The organism is Streptomyces sp. NPDC052020 (genome assembly GCF_040680575.1).
GTDB lineage: Bacteria > Actinomycetota > Actinomycetes > Streptomycetales > Streptomycetaceae > Streptomyces.
Genome location: NZ_JBFAWY010000026.1, coordinates 36,593 through 54,041, shown reverse-complemented (window position 1 = coordinate 54,041; position 17,449 = coordinate 36,593). Strand labels below are relative to the sequence as shown.

At 73.5% G+C, this 17,449-nt stretch carries 15 protein-coding genes and 3 pseudogenes; 12 read left to right on the top strand and 6 right to left on the bottom strand.

Annotation, left to right across the window (positions count from 1 at the left end):
• Window positions 1-571: 571 nt before the first annotated feature.
• Window positions 572-1,564 carry an L-glyceraldehyde 3-phosphate reductase gene (mgrA, locus tag AB0L74_RS24550; protein WP_365656210.1) on the bottom strand — a complete coding sequence of 331 codons (993 nt, stop codon included), beginning with the start codon at window positions 1,562-1,564 and terminating at the stop codon, window positions 572-574.
• Window positions 1,565-1,723: 159 nt separating this feature from the next.
• Between mgrA and AB0L74_RS24545 the strand changes: the two genes are divergently transcribed.
• Together AB0L74_RS24545 and AB0L74_RS24540 are read left to right on the top strand one after the other, a co-directional pair.
• Window positions 1,724-2,620, top strand: a complete 897-nt coding sequence (locus AB0L74_RS24545; protein ID WP_365656207.1) for a LysR substrate-binding domain-containing protein — start codon at window positions 1,724-1,726, stop codon at window positions 2,618-2,620.
• A 25-nt stretch (window positions 2,621-2,645) separates the two neighbouring features.
• The gene (locus AB0L74_RS24540) at window positions 2,646-3,161 is read left to right on the top strand and encodes a DinB family protein (protein WP_365656204.1); all 516 of its coding nucleotides are present in this window, start codon (window positions 2,646-2,648) and stop codon (window positions 3,159-3,161) included.
• Here AB0L74_RS24540 and AB0L74_RS24535 read toward each other — a convergent pair.
• Window positions 3,143-4,222, bottom strand: a complete 1,080-nt coding sequence (locus tag AB0L74_RS24535; protein ID WP_365656201.1) for an adenosine deaminase — start codon at window positions 4,220-4,222, stop codon at window positions 3,143-3,145. The two genes, AB0L74_RS24540 and AB0L74_RS24535, sit on opposite strands and share 19 nt — an antisense overlap.
• A 198-nt stretch (window positions 4,223-4,420) precedes the next feature.
• On the opposite strand from AB0L74_RS24535, the pseudogene AB0L74_RS24530 reads away from it, so the two are divergent.
• A pseudogene (locus AB0L74_RS24530) lies at window positions 4,421-4,633 on the top strand (pyridoxamine 5'-phosphate oxidase family protein); the annotation flags it as partial.
• A 3-nt stretch (window positions 4,634-4,636) separates the two neighbouring features.
• Here AB0L74_RS24530 and AB0L74_RS24525 read toward each other — a convergent pair.
• A complete protein-coding gene (locus tag AB0L74_RS24525) occupies window positions 4,637-5,959 on the bottom strand; it encodes an aldehyde dehydrogenase family protein (RefSeq protein ID WP_365656198.1) in 1,323 nt (440 codons plus the stop codon).
• Window positions 5,960-6,169: 210 nt separating this feature from the next.
• Here AB0L74_RS24525 and AB0L74_RS24520 point away from each other — a divergent pair.
• Window positions 6,170-6,319, top strand: a pseudogene (locus AB0L74_RS24520) (acyl-CoA dehydrogenase); the annotation flags it as partial.
• A gap of 75 nt (window positions 6,320-6,394) precedes the next feature.
• Here AB0L74_RS24520 and AB0L74_RS24515 read toward each other — a convergent pair.
• A complete protein-coding gene (locus AB0L74_RS24515; RefSeq protein WP_205616081.1) occupies window positions 6,395-6,562 on the bottom strand; it encodes a hypothetical protein in 168 nt (55 codons plus the stop codon).
• A 221-nt stretch (window positions 6,563-6,783) separates the two neighbouring features.
• Here AB0L74_RS24515 and AB0L74_RS24510 point away from each other — a divergent pair, with 221 nt between their 5' ends.
• The 3 genes from AB0L74_RS24510 to AB0L74_RS24500 all read left to right on the top strand — a co-directional run bounded on the left by AB0L74_RS24510 (window position 6,784) and on the right by AB0L74_RS24500 (window position 8,371).
• Complete coding sequence (locus AB0L74_RS24510) at window positions 6,784-6,912, top strand: hypothetical protein (protein WP_365656195.1); 129 nt, start codon at window positions 6,784-6,786, stop codon at window positions 6,910-6,912.
• A 460-nt stretch (window positions 6,913-7,372) separates the two neighbouring features.
• Window positions 7,373-7,813 carry an SPW repeat protein gene (locus AB0L74_RS24505; protein ID WP_365656192.1) on the top strand — a complete coding sequence of 147 codons (441 nt, stop codon included), beginning with the start codon at window positions 7,373-7,375 and terminating at the stop codon, window positions 7,811-7,813.
• A 294-nt stretch (window positions 7,814-8,107) separates the two neighbouring features.
• Window positions 8,108-8,371: a GlsB/YeaQ/YmgE family stress response membrane protein gene (locus tag AB0L74_RS24500; RefSeq protein ID WP_365656189.1), complete on the top strand. Its 264-nt coding sequence runs from the start codon at window positions 8,108-8,110 to the stop codon at window positions 8,369-8,371.
• Between the two features lie 107 nt (window positions 8,372-8,478).
• Here the strand turns inward: AB0L74_RS24500 and AB0L74_RS24495 are convergent.
• Window positions 8,479-8,846, bottom strand: a pseudogene (locus AB0L74_RS24495) (VOC family protein).
• 241 nt (window positions 8,847-9,087) lie between these two features.
• Here AB0L74_RS24495 and AB0L74_RS24490 point away from each other — a divergent pair.
• Together AB0L74_RS24490 and AB0L74_RS24485 are read left to right on the top strand one after the other, a co-directional pair.
• Window positions 9,088-9,573 (top strand): nucleoside deaminase, encoded by a 486-nt coding sequence (locus tag AB0L74_RS24490; protein ID WP_365656187.1) that lies wholly within the window; start codon window positions 9,088-9,090, stop codon window positions 9,571-9,573.
• Between the two features lie 377 nt (window positions 9,574-9,950).
• Window positions 9,951-11,558, top strand: coding sequence for an alpha/beta hydrolase (locus AB0L74_RS24485; protein WP_365656184.1), 1,608 nt, complete (start codon window positions 9,951-9,953; stop codon window positions 11,556-11,558).
• Between the two features lie 121 nt (window positions 11,559-11,679).
• Here the strand turns inward: AB0L74_RS24485 and asnB are convergent, their stop codons facing one another.
• Window positions 11,680-13,521 (bottom strand): asparagine synthase (glutamine-hydrolyzing), encoded by a 1,842-nt coding sequence (asnB, locus tag AB0L74_RS24480; RefSeq protein WP_365656179.1) that lies wholly within the window; start codon window positions 13,519-13,521, stop codon window positions 11,680-11,682.
• A gap of 423 nt (window positions 13,522-13,944) precedes the next feature.
• Between asnB and AB0L74_RS24475 the strand changes: the two genes are divergently transcribed.
• From AB0L74_RS24475 to AB0L74_RS24465, 3 genes are all read left to right on the top strand, one after another.
• Window positions 13,945-14,964 (top strand): Gfo/Idh/MocA family oxidoreductase, encoded by a 1,020-nt coding sequence (locus AB0L74_RS24475; protein WP_365656176.1) that lies wholly within the window; start codon window positions 13,945-13,947, stop codon window positions 14,962-14,964.
• A gap of 105 nt (window positions 14,965-15,069) precedes the next feature.
• On the top strand, window positions 15,070-15,729 hold the full coding sequence (locus AB0L74_RS24470) for a maleylpyruvate isomerase N-terminal domain-containing protein (RefSeq protein ID WP_365656173.1): 660 nt from the start codon (window positions 15,070-15,072) through the stop codon (window positions 15,727-15,729).
• A gap of 331 nt (window positions 15,730-16,060) precedes the next feature.
• Window positions 16,061-17,446 (top strand): SpoIIE family protein phosphatase, encoded by a 1,386-nt coding sequence (locus tag AB0L74_RS24465; protein ID WP_365656170.1) that lies wholly within the window; start codon window positions 16,061-16,063, stop codon window positions 17,444-17,446.
• Window positions 17,447-17,449 lie beyond the last annotated feature (3 nt).

Genomic DNA, 17,449 nt, shown 5'->3' with positions numbered 1-17,449 from the left:
GCGGCCGCCGAGACGGCCTGGGCGGCCGCCCCCCCCCCCGTTGGGGTCCGGCGGGAGGGTCAGGCTGCCGGGAGAGGCCAGGGGCAGGGCGATCGGCAGCGAGCAAGGGGCTTGGGACCGCTCCTGCGGGAGCGGCTCGGCCCGTGCCCTCCGCGCGGGCCGGGCGGCGCTTTGAGGGCGTGGGCCGGGGTGGTGTGCGGGTGGCAGCCGGGCGGCCGGGTGGCGACGCGGGTGAGGCTCGGACCACCGGGCGGGCGGCAAGGTTCAGGCGGCCGAAACGGAACCCGGCGAGGGCCCGGCAGGCATCCGCGGCGCTCCTCGGAGGGCCCGGCCGGCCAGGGGTCCACGGCGCTCACCGCCCGGGGTACGCCGCCGCAGCACCGACCAGCGCGGTCCCGTCCGGGGCCGGTGGCGGCCGGCCGGGGCGCCGACTGCCACCGGCCCGGCCGTACGCGCCCGATGCCCGAGCCATGCGGAGCCCGCGCCTCCAGACGGGTCCCGTCGCCGTACACGATTCTCCGGGGCCGTACAGGGCTCTCCACGGCCGGGCAGGCCCCGGCGACGACAGGCCCTAGGAAGCGATCACGCGGTCGATCCGGGACAGCTCGTCCGCGTCGAAGTCGAGGTTGCGGACCGCCGCCACGCTGTCCTCCAGCTGCCGCGGGCTGCTCGCACCCACTAGAGCGGAGGTGACGCGTCCCCCGCGCAGCACCCACGCCAGCGCCATCTGCGCCAGGGACTGGCCACGAGTCTTGGCGATGTCGTCCAGGGCGCGCAACTTGCCCACCAGCTCTTCGGTGAGCGCGTCGGAGTTCAGGAACGGGCTGTCGCTCGCCGCGCGGGAGTCCTCCGGGATGCCGTCGAGGTAGCGGGCGGTGAGCAGACCCTGCTCCAGCGGCGAGTACGCGATGGAGCCGGTCCGCAGCTCGTCCAGGGTATCCAGCAGACCCTCGGTCTCCGGGCGGCGGTCGAGCATCGAGTAGCGCGGCTGGTGGATCAGGAGCGGGGTGCCGAGATCTGCGAGGATGCGCGCGGCCTCGCGGGTCTGCTCGGCGGAGTAGTTGGAGACACCGACGTACAGCGCCTTGCCCTGCTGCACCGCCGAGTGCAGGGCACCCATCGTCTCCTCCAGCGGAGTCTCCGGGTCCGGCCGATGGGAGTAGAAGATGTCGACATAGTCCAGTCCCATCCGCCTCAGGCTCTGGTCGAGCGAGGAGAGCAGGTACTTGCGCGAACCCCACTCGCCGTACGGGCCGGCCCACATCAGGTACCCGGCCTTGGTGGAGATCACCAGCTCGTCGCGGTAGCGCGCGAAGTCCGCCTTGAGCGCCTCGCCGAGGGCGGATTCGGCGGCGCCGGGCGGCGGGCCGTAGTTGTTGGCCAGGTCGAAGTGGGTGACGCCGAGGTCGAAGGCGCGGCGCAGGATGGCGCGCTGGGTCTCGGCCGGGCGGTCCGGGCCGAAGTTGTGCCACAGGCCGAGCGAGAGCGCGGGGAGCTTCAGCCCGCTGCGTCCGGTGCGCCGATAGGGCATGTCCGCGTAGCGGTGGGGATGTGCGGTGTACAACGCGACTCCAGAGGGGTTGGCACACGGGTTACCGGGTGTCGTACCGGCGGAGCGGGACCGGGCCTGCCCCGGTCCTGCCCCGCTCCTACTCTGTCTTGACCTGCGGGCAGTGGTCCAACAGAAGAATCCGATCGAATTCAGCGGTTACGCTGCTCAATCATGGAACTGCGTCAGCTCCGGCACTTCGTGGCGGTCGCCGAGGACCAGCATTTCACCCGGGCGGCCGAACGCCTCATGGTGTCCCAGTCCGGCCTGTCGGCGTCCATCCGGGCGCTGGAGCGGGAGTTGCAGACCGCGCTGTTCGTGCGGACCACCCGCCGGGTGACGCTGACGGAGGCCGGGCGGGCGCTGCTGGGCGAGGCGCGGCGCGTCCTGGCGCAGGTGCGCTCGGCGCACGAGGCCGTCGCCGCGGTGCAGGGTGTACTGCGCGGGACCCTGTCGCTGGGCACCGAGCAGTGCGTCGCCGGGGTGCCTGTGGCCCGGCTGCTGGCGGCGTTCCGGCGGCGCCACCCGGATGTGGAGATCCGGCTGCGGCAGGCGGGCTCGGGGGCGCTGGCGGAGGAGGTCGCGGCGGGGCGGCTGGACCTGGCCTTCGCCTACCGGGCGGAGGCCGACACCGACCAGTTGCGCTCCGCTTCCCTGAACCGGGAGCCGATGACCGTGCTGTGCCACCCGGACCACCGCCTCGCCGCGGCCGGCGCGGTCGTGACGCCGCACGACCTCGCCGACGAGGTCTTCGTCGACTTCCACCCCGACTGGGGGCCGCGCCGCACCACCGACACCGCCTTCGCCGCGGCGGGCGTGCGGCGGACCGTGGCCCTGGAGGTGAACGACGTGCACGGCCTGCTCGACCTGGTGGACGAGAACCTCGGCATCGCGGTCGTGCCGCGCCACTTCCGGCACAAGCGGACGTCCCTGACCGCGCTGCCGCTGAAGGACACCGGCGAGGCGGCGTACGAGACCGTGGCGCTGCTGCCGCCGCCGCAGGCGGCCAGCCCGGCGGCCCGTGCGCTGATGGCCGTGCTCGAGACGCTGCCGGAGACGGAGAGCGCGTGAGCGGTCCGTGCGCCATGGTGGACGTATGCAAGCCAAGGACATCCTCATCGACGGCTACGGCCGTATCCGGGAAGAAGTCCATGCCGCCGTCGAGGGCCTCGGCCCCGACGACCTGAACGCCCGCCCCGCCGCCGGGACCAACTCCATCGCCTGGCTGGTCTGGCACCTCACCCGGGTCCAGGACGACCACGTCGCGGACGCGTTCGGACTGGACCAGGTGTGGACGGCGCGGGGCTGGGAGAAGCGGTTCGGGCTGGGCCTGCCGCGGGGCGACACCGGGTACGGGCACAGTCCGGCGGAGGTCGCCAAGGTGCGGGTCGACTCCGCGGACCTGCTGACCGGCTACTGCGACGCCGTCCACGAGCAGACCCTGGGCGCCCTGCGCTCGCTGACCGCCAAGGACCTGGAACGCGTCGTGGACGAGAACTGGGATCCGCCGGTCACCCTGGGCGTGCGGCTGGTCAGTGTCCTGTCCGACGATCTCCAGCACGTCGGACAGGCCGCCTATGTGCGGGGGCTGCTTCAGAGCACGGCCGCGTAGCCCGGCAGGACGACGTCCTCGATGAGGGCCGTGCGCTCGTCGAACGGGATGAACGCGCTTTTGACGGCGTTCACCGTGACCGTACGCAGGTCCTCCACCGTCCAGCCCGCTTCCCGCACCAGCAGGGACATCTCGCGGGTCATCGTCGTGCCCGAGACGAGACGGTTGTCGGTGTTGAGGGTGACCCGGAAGCCGAGGTCCTTCAGGGCGGTGATCGGGTGCTCGGCGATGGAGACCGCGGCACCGGTCTGGAGGTTGGACGTCGGGCACATCTCCAGGGCGATGCGGCGGTCGCGGACCCAGGACGCGAGGCGGCCGAGCTTGCCGGCCGCGAGGTCGGGGATGTCGTCGGTGATGCGCACGCCGTGCCCGATGCGCTGGGCGCCGCACACCTGAAGGGCCTGGTGGATGCTGGGCAGTCCGTGCGCCTCGCCGGCGTGGATGGTGAAGGGCACGCTCTCGTGGCGCAGGTGCGCGAAGGCGGCGAGGTGATCGGCGGGCGGGAAGCCGTCCTCGGCTCCGGCGATGTCGAAGCCGACCACGCCCGCGTCCCGGTAGGCGACCACCAGATCGGCGATCTCCCGCGTCCGGTCGAACATCCGCATGCCGCACAGCAGGGTGCCGACGCGGACCGGGGTGCCCGCGGCGGCCGCCTTGGCCATCCCGGCCGCCAGGCCCTCCTGCACGGTCTCCACGACCTCGTTCAGGGACAGTCCGCCGTCGACCATCAGCTCGGGGGCGTAGCGGACCTCGGCGTAGACGACGCCGTCGGCGGCGAGGTCGAGGACGTACTCCTCGGCGGTGCGCAGCAGGCCCTCACGGGTCTGCATCACGGCGAGGGTGTGCTCGAAGGTGGCGATGTAGCGCACCAGGTCGCCGGAGTTGGCGGCGTCGTAGTACCAGGCGGCGAGCGCGTCCGGGTCCGTGGCGGGAAGCGTGTGGCCGGCCGCCTCCGCGAGCTCCACGACGGTGGCGGGGCGCAGGCCGCCGTCGAGGTGGTCGTGGAGCACGGCCTTGGGCAGCCGGCGGAGGGTGTCGGTGTCGATGCGGGGCGCGCTCATGTGGAGTGTGGTTCCTCAGCAGTCGTTCTGGACGTGGGGCGGTGACGCCGGCCGGCCGGAGGGCGATTGACGGGAGAGGTTATACGTAAAACGTCGGCGCTGCCAAACCGTCTGGCCCGCCGCGGCACGGCGTAGGCCGGTGGTCCTGCGGCCGTGGGCGGAGGCGCGGCGGCCGGGCGTCCGCTAGCGTCCCCGCGCATGAGGATCACGGCTCCGCCGCGCGGCCCCGAGCGGCGCAAGCAGGACGTACTGGCCCGGCTGGAACGGGAGACGGACATCTGGGTGGCCACGGCGGACGCGGACGGACTGCCCCGCCTGGTCGCGCTGTGGTTCGTGTGGCACGGGGAGTGCCTGTGGCTGTCCACCCGGCTCGCCAACCCCACCGGCCGCGATCTCAGCGGCGGCGGCCGGGCGTCAGCTCAGCGGCTTGTCCAGCACCGCCTTGCGGTGGCTGAACGTCTCGATCGAGTAGCGGCCGTGGTAGCTGCCCATGCCGCTCTCGCCAACGCCGCCGAAGGGCAGGTCGGAGACGGTGAGATGGGCGAGCGGCAGGCCGTACCCGAGGCCGCCGGAGGAGGTCTCGGCGGCGAACCGCGCCCGCGTCTCGCCGGACTCGCTGAAGACGTACAGGGCCAGGGGCTTGTCCCGGTCGTTGACGAAGGCGATCGCCTCGTCCGGTCCGGCGACCGTGACGATCGGCAGGAGAGGACCGAAGATCTCCTCTCGCATCACCGGCGCCTCGGGGTCGACGTCGGCGAGCACCGTGGGGGCGATGTACTTCGCCGTACGGTCGCTGCCGCCGCCCACGACCACCCGGCCGGAGCCCAGCAGCCCGACGAGCCGGTCGAAGTGACGCTCGTTGACGATACGGCTGTAGGCGGGCGAAGCCGCCGGGTCGGGGCCGTAGACCGCCTCGACGGCACGGGCGAGCGCGGGTTCCAGTGCGGCGGCGGTCTCCGGATCGGTCAGGACGTAGTCGGGAGCGACGCAGGTCTGGCCGGCGTTGAGGAACTTGCCGCGCACCAGCCGGTCGGCGACCACGCCGAGGTCGGTGCCGCGGTCGACGAACGCCGGGGACTTGCCGCCCAGTTCGAGGGTGACCGGGGTGAGGTGCTCCGCGGCGGCGCGCATGACGATGCGGCCGACGGTGCCGTTGCCGGTGTAGAAGACGTGGTCGAAGCGCTCGGCGAGCAGTGCCGTGGTCTCCGGGACGCCGCCTTCGACGACGGCGACGGCGTCGGTGTCCAGGTAGGCGGGCAGCAGCCGGGCGAGGGCGGCGGAGGTGGCGGGGGCCAGCTCGCTCGGCTTGGCGACCACCGCGTTGCCCGCGGCCAGCGCGCCGACCATCGGAGCGAGCAGAAGCTGGGCCGGGTAGTTCCAGGGCGCGATGACGAGAACGACGCCGAGCGGGTCGTACTGCGTCCAGGCGCGCGCGTCGGCGCCGAGGTGCTCCGGCACCGGGGCCGGCTCGGGGCGCAGCCACTCGGTGAGGTGGCCGAGGGTGTGGTCGATCTCGCGGACGGTGAAGCCGATCTCCGTCCGGTGGGCCTCGGCGGCGCTCTTGCCCAGGTCGGCGTGGAGGGCGGCGGCCAGCTCCGGGCCGTTGTCGGTGAGCATCTCGCGCAGGCGGCGCAACTGGGCCGTGCGCCACTCGACGGGCTGGGTGCGGCCGGCGCGGAAGGCGGCGCGCAGCCGGGCCACGACGGCGGCGGGCTGCTCGGGGGCGGGGTGGTTCACGGTGCCTCGCTGGGGTGGTGCGCGCGGGCGGGACGGCCCGCGGATCTTGCCGGAAACAGTCAGATGTATGGGCCAACATTTCAGGTACCCAAATAATTTCCGCGATGTCTCCGGCACTGCGTCCCGCCGCCGCGGTACACCGGGCTGGGGCTGGACGACGCGGTGCTCCTGACGCGTCGGCGACGACCTGACGCGCGTGGCGACGACCAGGCGATCGTGGCCGGGGGCGGCCGTGCGGTGAGTCTCGGCGGTCCGGCCCGGCGGCTCGCCCGGGAAGGCATGGTCCCGCTGGTGCGGGGGCAGACGGCGCCGGTCCGGCGGGCCCGCCTGGTCTCGCCGGCCGCCGCCCCTCCGCCGTGACGGCGGGCTGCCGCCTTCCCGCCGGTGTCACGTCACCGGCGGGAACACTCCGGCCACCGTCCCCGGCGGCACGCGTCAGTCGTCGTCGCGGCTGGGGACGACCACGAGAAACGCGTCCGACTTCAGGTCCATGACGACGGTCGCGGGCTCACCCTCCGCGCGCCGCGCCGCCGCGTACTCCTCCGCCGGCCACGATCCGCGCGGAGCTCCCGCAGGAAACCGCTCCAACACCTTCGCGCCCATAGCGGCAGACACCTCCTGGATCGGCCATCGACTCCCACGACGTCTTGCGTACGAACCGCCTGCCCGGGATTGAGCCGGACATGTCGGGCCCGGCGGGGGTTCCGGCGGCAGGATGCCGGGAGTTCCGAAGAGGCGTCCTGGCCGCCGACGGACGGCGGCCGAGACCGTCCGGCGTGTGAGCGGGAGGCGGCCGGCTCGTCATCCGGCGGGATGGCGTCGTCGTGGAGCTGGTCGACGGCGATGTCGCCATCGTCGACCTGGTCGAGGCACCGGCCCGCTCCCAAGAGGACGCGCACGTGACTGACACACCGTCACCGGCAGACCGCCGTGCCCGCAAGGCGGGAGCCTGAATGGCTGACGCCACATCAGACGGACGGCCCCGCCTGCCCGGCACCGCCCCGCGACTGACACCCCGTCCTCCCGGACGGCCACCTGCCCGGGCGGCCGCCCCCGGCCCTCGTCACGCGGAGAGCGGAAACGTCACGGAAGGACGCACACCTCGACGCCCGCGCCCGGCACCGCCGGGCACCACCACCGGCGCCGCCCTCTCCGGTGGACCCTGAGGGTGCGGCACGCGCGACGGCTTCCGTCCGGAGCCCGGCGCCCTCACCGGCCGGATCGCGGCGTCACCCGGCGGGAGATCGCCGACACCCTCTCCGCGGGCCCACGGCGGGCGGTCGGCCCCCAGCCCGGCACCGAATCACCCCAGCACTACACATAAAGGAAAAATAAGAGCAGTATGGACTAGGCGGCGCGAACCGCATACCGCACCGGACGCGGTCGGCCCTGACAGCCAGAAGGAGACGACTCATGGCCAACGTCTCGCACACCAGAGGTGACATCACCAGCCACCCCGACGCCTCGGAGATGCGGGCACGCTACGACCGCGTGCTCGGCGGTCGCGATGTGGCGCTCGTGGACGGACCGGTGTTCCTGCTCGGTCTGTACTGTGCCGTGTCCCCGTGGATACTCCACTTCACGACGAGCCAGCCGGCGCTCGTGGCGCACAACCTGATCATGGGCATCGCGATAAGCCTGCTGGCCCTCGGGTTCACCAGGGCCCCGGAGCGCATGTACGGCCTGAGCTGGGCCATGTGCGCGATGGGCGTCTGGATGATCATCTCGCCGTGGATCGTCGGCAACGATCCGGACGCCGGCGTCGTGTGGAACAACATCGTGATCGGTGCCCTCGCGATCATCCTCGGAGCCGTGTGCGCCGCTACAGCGGCGAAGAGCGTCCGCAAGCCATAGGGGGACGGCCCCGGCAGGCCGCGGGACGCGGTCACACCGGCGGGCCCCGTCAGGAAAGGAACACGCGCAGGCCGGCCCGGTCCGACCGGACCGGCCTGCGCGTGTGTTCCGCGCCGCGTGCCCGTCACAGCCGGGACACCACCTGCCTGATCACACGTCAACGTCACGTCCGTGACTCCGCTCCGCCGCCCCGTCCCGCCGCCCCCGGCGGGACGGGGCGGCGTCTTCCGGAGTGTCCGCGCCGCCGGGGGGCACACGGAGTGCTGCGGGGGTTCGCGACGAGAAGGGGCGGAGATGGAGATCGACGGAATCGTCAGCGCCATCGTGATCGGCATAGTCATCGGCATCCTGGGCCGACTCGTGGTCCCGGGCCGCCAGCGCATCGGCGTTCTGTGGACCATCGCCGTCGGCATCGTGGCGGCGCTGATCGGGTCCGCGATCGCCGCCGCGTTCGACGTCGCCGACACCCGCGGCGTGGACTGGATCGAGTGGCTCGTCCAGATCGGCCTCGCCGCGCTCGGCGTGGCCGCGCTGGACCGGGCACGCGCGCGCCGCTGAGCCCACCCGAACGGGGTGAGGAGCCCCCCCCCGGGGCCAGAGGATCGCCACGGGTGGCCCACCCGCCGGGACGACGGCGGGCGGGCCGCCCGCCGTCGTCCCGGGCGTCAGCCTCCGGTCAGGCGGAACGGGTGCCCGACCGGGTCGATGAGCACCCGCCATCCGCCCTCGCCGGGCTGGTGCCCCGGCTTCGTGGCTCCCGGTTCCACGAGCCGGGCCTCGGCCTCGTCGAGGTCGTGGCCTCGAAGTCCAGGTGGATCTGCTGCGGCACCATCCCGCCGGGCCAGGTCGGGGCCGGTGGCCGCCGACCGCGCTGGAATCCGGGGAAGAGCCCCTCCTCGCCCGTCAGGCCGGCGAAGTCGACGTCCGAGGCGGGGTGCGGCCGCGGCCCGGTGGCCCGCCGGTAGAACTCGGCCGGCGCCAGCGGATCGGCGCAGTCCAGGGTGATCGCCGACAGCCTCATCCGCGGGGGCATCGCGACTCCGCACTCCGTGGCCGCGGCCGTGCCGCGGCGTGTGGGACCCGCACGGCGTCACACCCTAGTGATCACCCCCGGCCGCGCCCCGAACGGTCCGCCCACGCCCCCGTTCCGCCCGCCGGGAGGGCCCTCTCGCGTGCGCGCGGAGCGCGGGGCACCTGCCGACGGGACATCCCGTGCGGCCCCAGGCGTAGTCTTCCGCCGCGGAGAACCACCTCGCTGGAAAGGACCGAACGCCATGGTCGTGAAGGACACCGAACTGCCGCTGCTGCGCCGCTGCGTCGAACTGGCGGCCCAGGCACTGGAGGCGGGGGACGAGCCGTTCGGTTCGGTCCTGGCCGGCGCGGACGGCACGGTGCTCGCCGAGGACCGCAACCGGGTGTCGTCCGGTGACCACACACGGCACCCCGAGCTCGAGCTGGCCCGCTGGGCCGCCGCCCACCTGAAGCCCGCGGAGCGGGCGGCCGCGACCATGTACACCTCGGGCGAGCACTGCCCGATGTGCGCGGCCGCGCACGCCTGGGTGGGTCTCGGGCGCATCGTGTACGTCGCTTCCTCGGAGCAGCTTTCCGCGTGGCTCGCGGAGCTGGGGGTGCCCGCTCCGCCGGTGCGGACGCTGCCGGTCCGGGAGATCGCGCCGGGCGTCGCCGTGGAGGGCCCGGTACCCGAACTGGCCGAGGAGGTCCACGCCTTGCACCGCCGCTACCACGCCGGCCGGGGCTGACGCCGGCTGGTCCCGTCCGCCCCGGCCCGCACCGGCGCCGTGACGTCTGCGGCCGGTCCGTGTCACCCGTCCGCCCGGGCGGAACCGCCGGCCCGGCGCGGCTCCGCCCGGGACGAGCGCGGCCCCGCCGGGCAGGACGGGCGGGACGCGGACCGCGCCCGTCTCGGCCAGGGACACCCCGGGCCGCGGCGGGGCGGCGTGCGTCACCCGGCGCACGCCGGGAGCGTCACGGTCACCACGCCGGACGCGGCGCGGCGGGACAGGGTAAGGCACTCGGCACCGTCCCGTTCGTCCGGAGGCGTGGTTTCCGGGGGCCGTCTATGGTGAGCCCAAGGCGCCGCTCTCCGGTCCGCGACGGGGCGCCCCTGGAGGCATCGATGCTGGCCAAGCTGTCGACCCGCTCCTCGGTCCGGCGCTGCGCGGTCACCGGCACGCTCGGGCTGGCCCTGCTGGGCGCGGGCCTGCCCGCCGTGGCCCGGGACGGCACCGAGCCGGGCCTGTCCCGGTTCTACGACCAGAAGGTCCGGTGGTCGGCGTGCGAGGGCACGGACGCGCCGAAGGACCTGCGGTGCGGGAAGGTCACCGTCCCCCTCGACTACGCCCGCCCCGAGGCGGGGACCCTCGACCTGGCCCTGGCCCGCTACGAGGCCACCGGTGATTCGAGGGGGTCGGTCCTGCTGAACTTCGGCGGCCCGGGTGGTTCCGGCGTCAGCGAACTCGCCTCCGGCGGCAAGGACTTTCTGCACCTGACCAACGGCTATGACGTGGTGGCCTTCGATCCCCGGGGCGTCGGCAGGTCCTCGCCGGTCTCCTGCGGTGAGGGCTCCGTCGAGATCCTGGAGGCGACGGACGGGGACGGGGAGGACGGTGACACGCGGGAGGTGCTGCGGCGACTGCGGAACGCCGTGGCCAAGTGCGCGCGGCACTCGGGCCCCGTCCTGCCCCACATAGGCACCGTCAACGCCTCACGGGACATGGACGTGATACGCCAGGCACTCGGTGACGACAAGCTCAACTACCTGGGCTTCTCCTACGGAACCCGGCTCGGCGCGGTCTACGCGGCCCAGTTCCCCGGCAGGGTCGGGCGAATGGTGCTGGACGGCGTGGACACACTGACGGAGCCGCTGCCGGTGCAGGCCCTGGCCGGCGCGCAGGGGCAGCAGAGGGCGCTGGAGAACTTCATCGACTGGTGCACGGAGGACATCGCCTGCCCGTTCGGCCAGGACGCGCGGGACGCGCGGGAGCAGGTCGCGCAGCTGGTCGCCTCGCTCGACGACGACCCCGTGCCCACGGCCTTCGGCGACAGGTTCACCGGGCAGGACCTGGTGGGCGCGATCGGGCAGGCCCTGTACAGCAGGGAGATGTGGCCCCTGCTGCAACGAGCTCTCGCGCAGCTGGTCGAGGACGGCGACACACGCGCCCTGGAGGGCTTCCTCTCCGGCGGTGTCGCGTTCCCCGTCCGGCAGGAGGGCCGCACCCGCGACACCGACGGCGGTCTCGTCGACGAGGAGGACGTGCCCCTCGACAACCTGCCCGCCGCGCTGACGGCGATCAACTGCGCGGACGACCCGGACCGGCCGACCGCCGCGCAGGTCACCCGCTCGCTCGGGCGGCTGCGGGCCGCGTACCAGAAGGCCTCACCGGTCTTCGGCCGGTACCGGCTCACCCAGGTGCTGATGTGCTACGGCCGCCCCAAGGGCACCGATTTCATCCGCGAGAAGGTCAAGGACGTCGACACGCCGAAGATGCTGCTCGTCGGCACGCGCGGCGACCCGGCGACGCCGTACCGGTGGACGGTGGAGACGGCCGAACGGCTCGGCGACGCGGCCGTGGTGCTCGACAACCGCGGCGAGGGCCACACCGGGTACGCGTCCTCCAAGTGCGTGCACCGCAAGGTCGACGCCTTCCTGCTGTTCGGCTCCCTGCCGCCCACCGGCAGCTCGTGCGGCTCCGAGGACGACGGCGTGGGAAGCACCGGTGAATGAGGCGGGCGGGCGGCACGGCGCCCCGTAGGAAGCCTGAAGGGGGCATGAGCCGACATCCCCCTCTCCCTTCCCGGTGCGGCGCGCACCCGCGCCGCACCGGCCGGGCTCGGGGCCGGGCCCGTCAGCCGAGCGAGATCTCCGGCTTGTAGAGGTCGATCCACTGCGCCAGGTCGAGGGCGCGTTCCAGGCCGCGCCGGGCCGCCTGCGTGTTCAGGGGCGCGTCGCGGTGGGCGGCCTGCCGGAGGCGCTCGGGGTCGACGAGGTCGAAGACCGGGTGGCCGGGCCGGGCGAGCAAGTCCCTGACCTGGTCCTTGAGCGCGGCTGCGTACTCGGGGTCCTGCGTGGACGGATAGGGGCTCTTGACCCTGTCGTAGACGGACTTGGGCAGCAGGTCCGCGGTCGCCTCCCTGAGCAGGCTCTTCTCCCGGCCGTCGAAGGACTTCAGAGCCCAGGGCGTGTTGTAGACGTACTCGACGAGCCGGTGGTCGCAGAACGGGACCCGGACCTCCAGGCCCACGGCCATGCTCGCGCGGTCCTTGCGGTCGAGCAGGATCCGTACGAACCGGGTCAGGTGCAGGTGGCAGATCCGCCGCATCCGGTACTCGAAGTCGCTCTCGCCGTCCAGGCGCCGGATGCCCGCGACGGCGGTGCGGTAGCCGTCGGCGACGTACGCCGCGAGGTCCAGGGCCTTGGCCAGGTCGGGGCGCAGGACGCCGACGTCGTCGCCGAGGTGGCGGCCGAGCCGCGGCAGCCAGGGGAAGGTGTCGGCGCTGCGGGCCTCCTCGTCGAAGAACTGGAGGTATCCGCCGAAGACCTCGTCGGCGGACTCGCCGGACAGGGCGACGGTGGAGTGCTCGCGGATGGCCCGGAAGAGCAGGTACAGCGAGGTGTCCAAGTCGCCGAAGCCGACGGGCAGGTCGCGGGCCCGCAGCACCTTCGCCCGGACCTCGGGGTCGGCGAGGGCCTGGGCGTCCAGGACGATGTCCTGGTGGTCGGTGCCGGCGGAGCGGGCCACGTCGTGGACGAAGGGCGTGTCGGGGGTGCCGCGCAGTTCGTCGGCGACGAAGTTCTCGGCCTGGCCGGCGAAGTCGACGGCGAAGCTGCGGACCTTCTCGCCGTGCTCGGCGAGCTGCCGGGCGGCGAGCGCGGTCATGGCGGAGGAGTCCAGGCCGCCAGAGAGCAGCGTGCAGCGGGGCACGTCGGCGACGAGCTGGCGGCGCACGATGTCGTCGAGGAGCGAACGGACCCGGGCGATCGTGGCGTCGCGGTCGTCGGTGTGCGGCCGGGTGTCCAGCTCCCAGTAGACCCGGTGGCGCATCCCGGAGCGGTCGACGGTGACGACGGTGCCCGGTTCGACCTCGTGCATACCGTCCCAGACGGCGTGGCCGGGCGTCTTGATCAGGCTGAACAGTTCGCGCAGCCCGTCCAGCCGCACCCGGCACCGCGCCAGCGGGTTGGCGAGGATCGCCTTCGGTTCGGAACCGAACAGCACGCCGTCGGCGGTCGGGTGGTAGTAGAACGGCTTGATGCCCATGCGGTCGCGGATCATGACGAGCTTGTCCGCCCGGCCGTCCCAGACCGCGAAGGCGTACATGCCGTTCAGGCGTTCGGCGACCGTGTCACCCCATTCCAGGTAGCCGCGCAGGACGACCTCGGTGTCGGAGTCGGTGGTGAAGTGGTGACCCCGGCCGGTCAGTTCACGGCGCAGCTCGGTGAAGTTGTACGCCTCTCCGGAGTAGACGATCGCCACGGTGCCGTTCGGGGTGGCGGCCGTCATCGGCTGACGGCCGCCGGGCAGGTCGATGATCGCGAGCCTGCGGTGACCGAGAGCCGCCGGGCCCTCGCTCCAGATGCCGCGATCGTCCGGGCCCCGGCAGGCCATCGTCTCGGTCATCGCGTCCAAGGTCGCGGCCTCGGAGCGCAGGTCGCGGCCGAAGGAGACCCAGCCGGTGATGCCGCACATGCTCTACCTCCCTGGCTCCGGCCCGGCGGGTTCCGTCGTCGCCCCGCGTTTTCGCAGCCGCGACCGAAAACCGGCCAACCCGGTTGTATGTAACACCTATCTCGGTGAGCGTGCGACATGCGAGTGTGTGACGTCAATATGGACGTAACGCGCCCGTCATCCCCACCCTGCGACTTTTGGTCGTACTTTGCAGTCGCGATACCTTGACTCCGCGACATGTACGGCGTTCACCGTCAGAGACCGGCCATCGGCAAAAACTCCTTCAACATCCCGTGCAGCCCTCTTCACACGGGCCGGCTCGGCGGGCCGTACGGCCCGTGCCGGCAGCGTGGGCGCGCGGGGCCGCCCCTTGACGACCATGGAATCCTGGTCGTCGTGGGCCCGTCCGACCGGTCAGGCGCCAGGCGAAAGGGGCCATGGAGTATGGCGGAAGTGCTGGGCGTCGCCGTTGTGGGGGCGGGGCACATGGGAGCCGACCACGTACGGCGGCTCGACCGGGTGGTGAGCGGAGCCAGGGTCGCCGCGGTCGCCGATCCCGATGCCGAGCGGGCGAAGGAAGCGGTGGCCGGCATCGACGGCGTCTTCGTGCACACGGACACCGAGGCCGCGCTCGACGCTCCCGGTGTCGAGGCCGTCCTGATCGCCTCCCCCGGCCCCGCCCACGAGGAGGCCCTGCTCGGCGCCTTCGCGCGAGGGCTGCCGGTGCTGTGCGAGAAACCGATGGTGCCCGGCTCCGAAGGCGCGCTGCGCGTGGTGGAGGCGGAGGCGCGGCTGGGCCGGCGGCTGGCGCAGATCGGTTTCATGCGGCGCTACGACACCGAGTACCGGCGGCTGAAGTCCCTGCTCGACAGTGGGCGCCTGGGCCGCCCGCTGATGCTGCACTGCACCCACCGCAACGTCTCCTCCCCGCCGGATTTCACCTCCGCCATGCTGATCGAGAGCTCGGTGTCGCACGAGATCGACGCGGCCCGCTGGCTGCTCGGGCAGGAGCTGACCGCGGTGACCGTGCTGCGGCCCCGGCCCTCCGCGGGCGCGCCCGAGGGGCTCGCCGACCCGCAGTTCGCGTTGTTCGAGACCGAGCGGGGCGCGCTGGTCGACGTGGAGGTCTTCGTCAACTGCGGTGTCGGTTACCAGGTTCGGTGCGAGGCGGTCTGCGAGGCGGGCAGCGCCCGGATCGGGGACGCGCACACGATGGTGGTGACGGCGGCGGGCGGCGCCTGCGAGGAGGTGGCGCGGGACTATCTCGTGCGGTTCGCCGACGCCTACGACCGCGAGGTGCAGTCCTGGGTCGACGCCTCCCGCCGGGGCCGCGTCACCGGGCCCGGCACCTGGGACGGGTACGCGGCCGCCGTGGTCGCCGAGGCCGGCGTCCGCTCCCTGGAGAGCGGTGCCCGGGTCACCGTCGAGCTCGCCCCGCGCCCCGGGACCGGTCCCGCCCGGTAGGACCACGGCGCGGAAATCCGTGCCGTGACCGCGAACCTCTGCCGGGTCGGGGGCCGGTGATCGATGCGAGGGCGCGACTCCCTCCGATGGCGGTACGGTCCTGCCATGTCCGCACCAGCCGAGATCGGCCCCTCCCAGTCCCCCGTCACCGCCGACGACCTCGACCTCGCCGTGCGACTCGCCGTGGCCGCCCTGCGCGAGGCCCCTCAGGCCGCGTGGCGACGGAAGGCCGGCGCGCTGGAATGGGACTGCTGGGAGACCGTCGAGCACCTCAGCGACGATCTCTTCGCCTACGCCGCGCAACTCGGCCCGAGGACGCCTCCCCTGGACGGCGAGGTGCCCTTCGTGTGGGAGAGCCGGCGGCCCGGCGGTCCGGCGAACGCGGTTCACGCCAGCCGCGCGGCGGGACCCGCCGGCCTGGTGCAGGTCCTGGAAGCGTGCGGCGCGCTGCTGGTCGCCATGGTGCGCACGGCACCACCGCAGACCCGCGCTCACCACGTCTTCGGCGTCTCGGACCCCGAGGGCTTCGCCGCGATGGGGATCGTGGAGACCCTGGTGCACACGCATGACCTGGCACAAGGGCTCGGCCTCGAATGGAGTCCCCCCGATGATCTGTGCGCGCGAGTGCTCGCCCGGCTGTTTCCGCGGGCACCGTCCTCCACGGATCCCTGGCCCACCCTGCTGTGGGCGACCGGACGGGGCGAGCTGCGGGGGCGCCCTCGCCTGACCGCATGGCGATGGGACGGCACACCCCGGGCCCGGTAGTGCCTCGGAACTCACCGAGGGCCAAGACCGCCCCCGCGAGCCGCCGGCCGCAGCGCGGGAACAGAGGTCCGGCGAACGTCTGGACGACTCCGTGCTCGACTCGCCGACTGGGGCGAGTCTCGTACGGCGGCTACGGCTTGAACGACCATCACAGCGCGCGATCCGCCCGTGGGGGATCGGTCCGCGAAGACGGTGGCATATGCCAGAAGCACCACCGTATCGTGTGTTGCCAAATCCCTTACAGGCGGTGGCGGGCTGTGCAACAGTCGTAAAGGTCCCTCCGCCCCCTGGGTCACGCCTCGGTCGTCCCGTCTGCTCAACGGAGTCCGTCATGCCGTCCTCCCTCTTCGCGGACCGCCCGTCCGCCCAGCCGCCCGGGCGCGGCGCGGTCGAGGCGCTGATCTCGCAGGCGCGGCGGCTCAAGGGCGACGTGGACGCCGTCCGGCGCGACACGCGGCACAGGGAACCGGGACTCCGGGGACGCTGGCAGCGCGCCCTGTACGACCTCGCGCTGCACCAGCTCGACGACCTCGACGAGCACTTGGCACAGTTGCGGGACGGACCGCTGCCCGCACCGCCGGCCGCCCGGGACACCTTGCGCGCACCGGCCCGGTCTGCCCCCGGATCCCCGCTCGGCCGGGTCGGCAGCGCCGAATGGAACCTGCTGACCGATGCGGCCGAGTGGTCGGGGGAGCTGTACCGGATCCTCGGACGCGACCCGTCCACTGCCCCGCTCACCCTCGACGAGCTGCCCTCGCTGGTGCTCACCGAAGACCGGCCGACGCTGACCGCGATGGTCACGGACTGCCTCGTCGACGGACGGCCGATCGACGGGGAGTTCCGCGTCGTACACCCCGACGGAGCCGTACGGACCGTGCACATGAGGGGCGAGCCCGTGCTCGACGCCGACGGCGGCACCGCGTCGATGTGGGCGGTGCTGCGGGACGTCAGCGAGCTGCGCCGCGGCCTGCGTGTGGTGAGCGAGACCCGTGACTCGCTCCGGCACGACGGGCGGCGGACGCGGTCCGGGTACCGGGCCGCGGTCGAGCCGCAGGAGGCCGGGCCGCTCCGGCACGGCTCCCTGCGGCTCCCGCGCCGGGGCGGCCGGGACGTGGAGGTCGCCGTCGGCTGCTTACCGTCGCCGGCGGGCGCGCCGGACGGTGCGTGGTGCGACGCCCTCCCCCTCCCCGGCGGCGAGACCCTGCTCGGGGCCGGCGACCTGGCCTGGTCCGGCGCCGGCGAGGGCACGGCGACGCTGCTCGGCGCCCTGCGCGGCATGGCCCTGGCGGGCGCCCCGCCGGCCGAACTGCTGACCCTGCTGGACCGGCTGCTCGGCGCCGCCGCCCCACCGGCCGCCCTGACCGGCGCGGTGTGCTGCCGCTACCGGCCCGAGACCCGCACCCTCGAGTGGGCACGCACGGGCCACCTCGCACCGCTGCTGTTCCGTGCCGGGACGGGGCGCAGGCTGCTCGCGCCCACCACCGCGTCGAGGCAGGCCGGGGAAACCCTGCAAGCGGGCGATGTGCTGCTGCTCCACACCGCGGGACCGGGGCCGCGGCACGGCGGCGGCGCCGCCGCCGACCCGCTCCTCGCCCTGGCCCCGCACCTCGCCACCGCCCGCACCGCGCAGGAGGGGCTGCGGACGGTCGTGGACCGGTACGGCGGCCTTGGACCCACGGTGGGCGCCCACCTGCTCGTCGCCAGGGTCATGCCGTAGGCC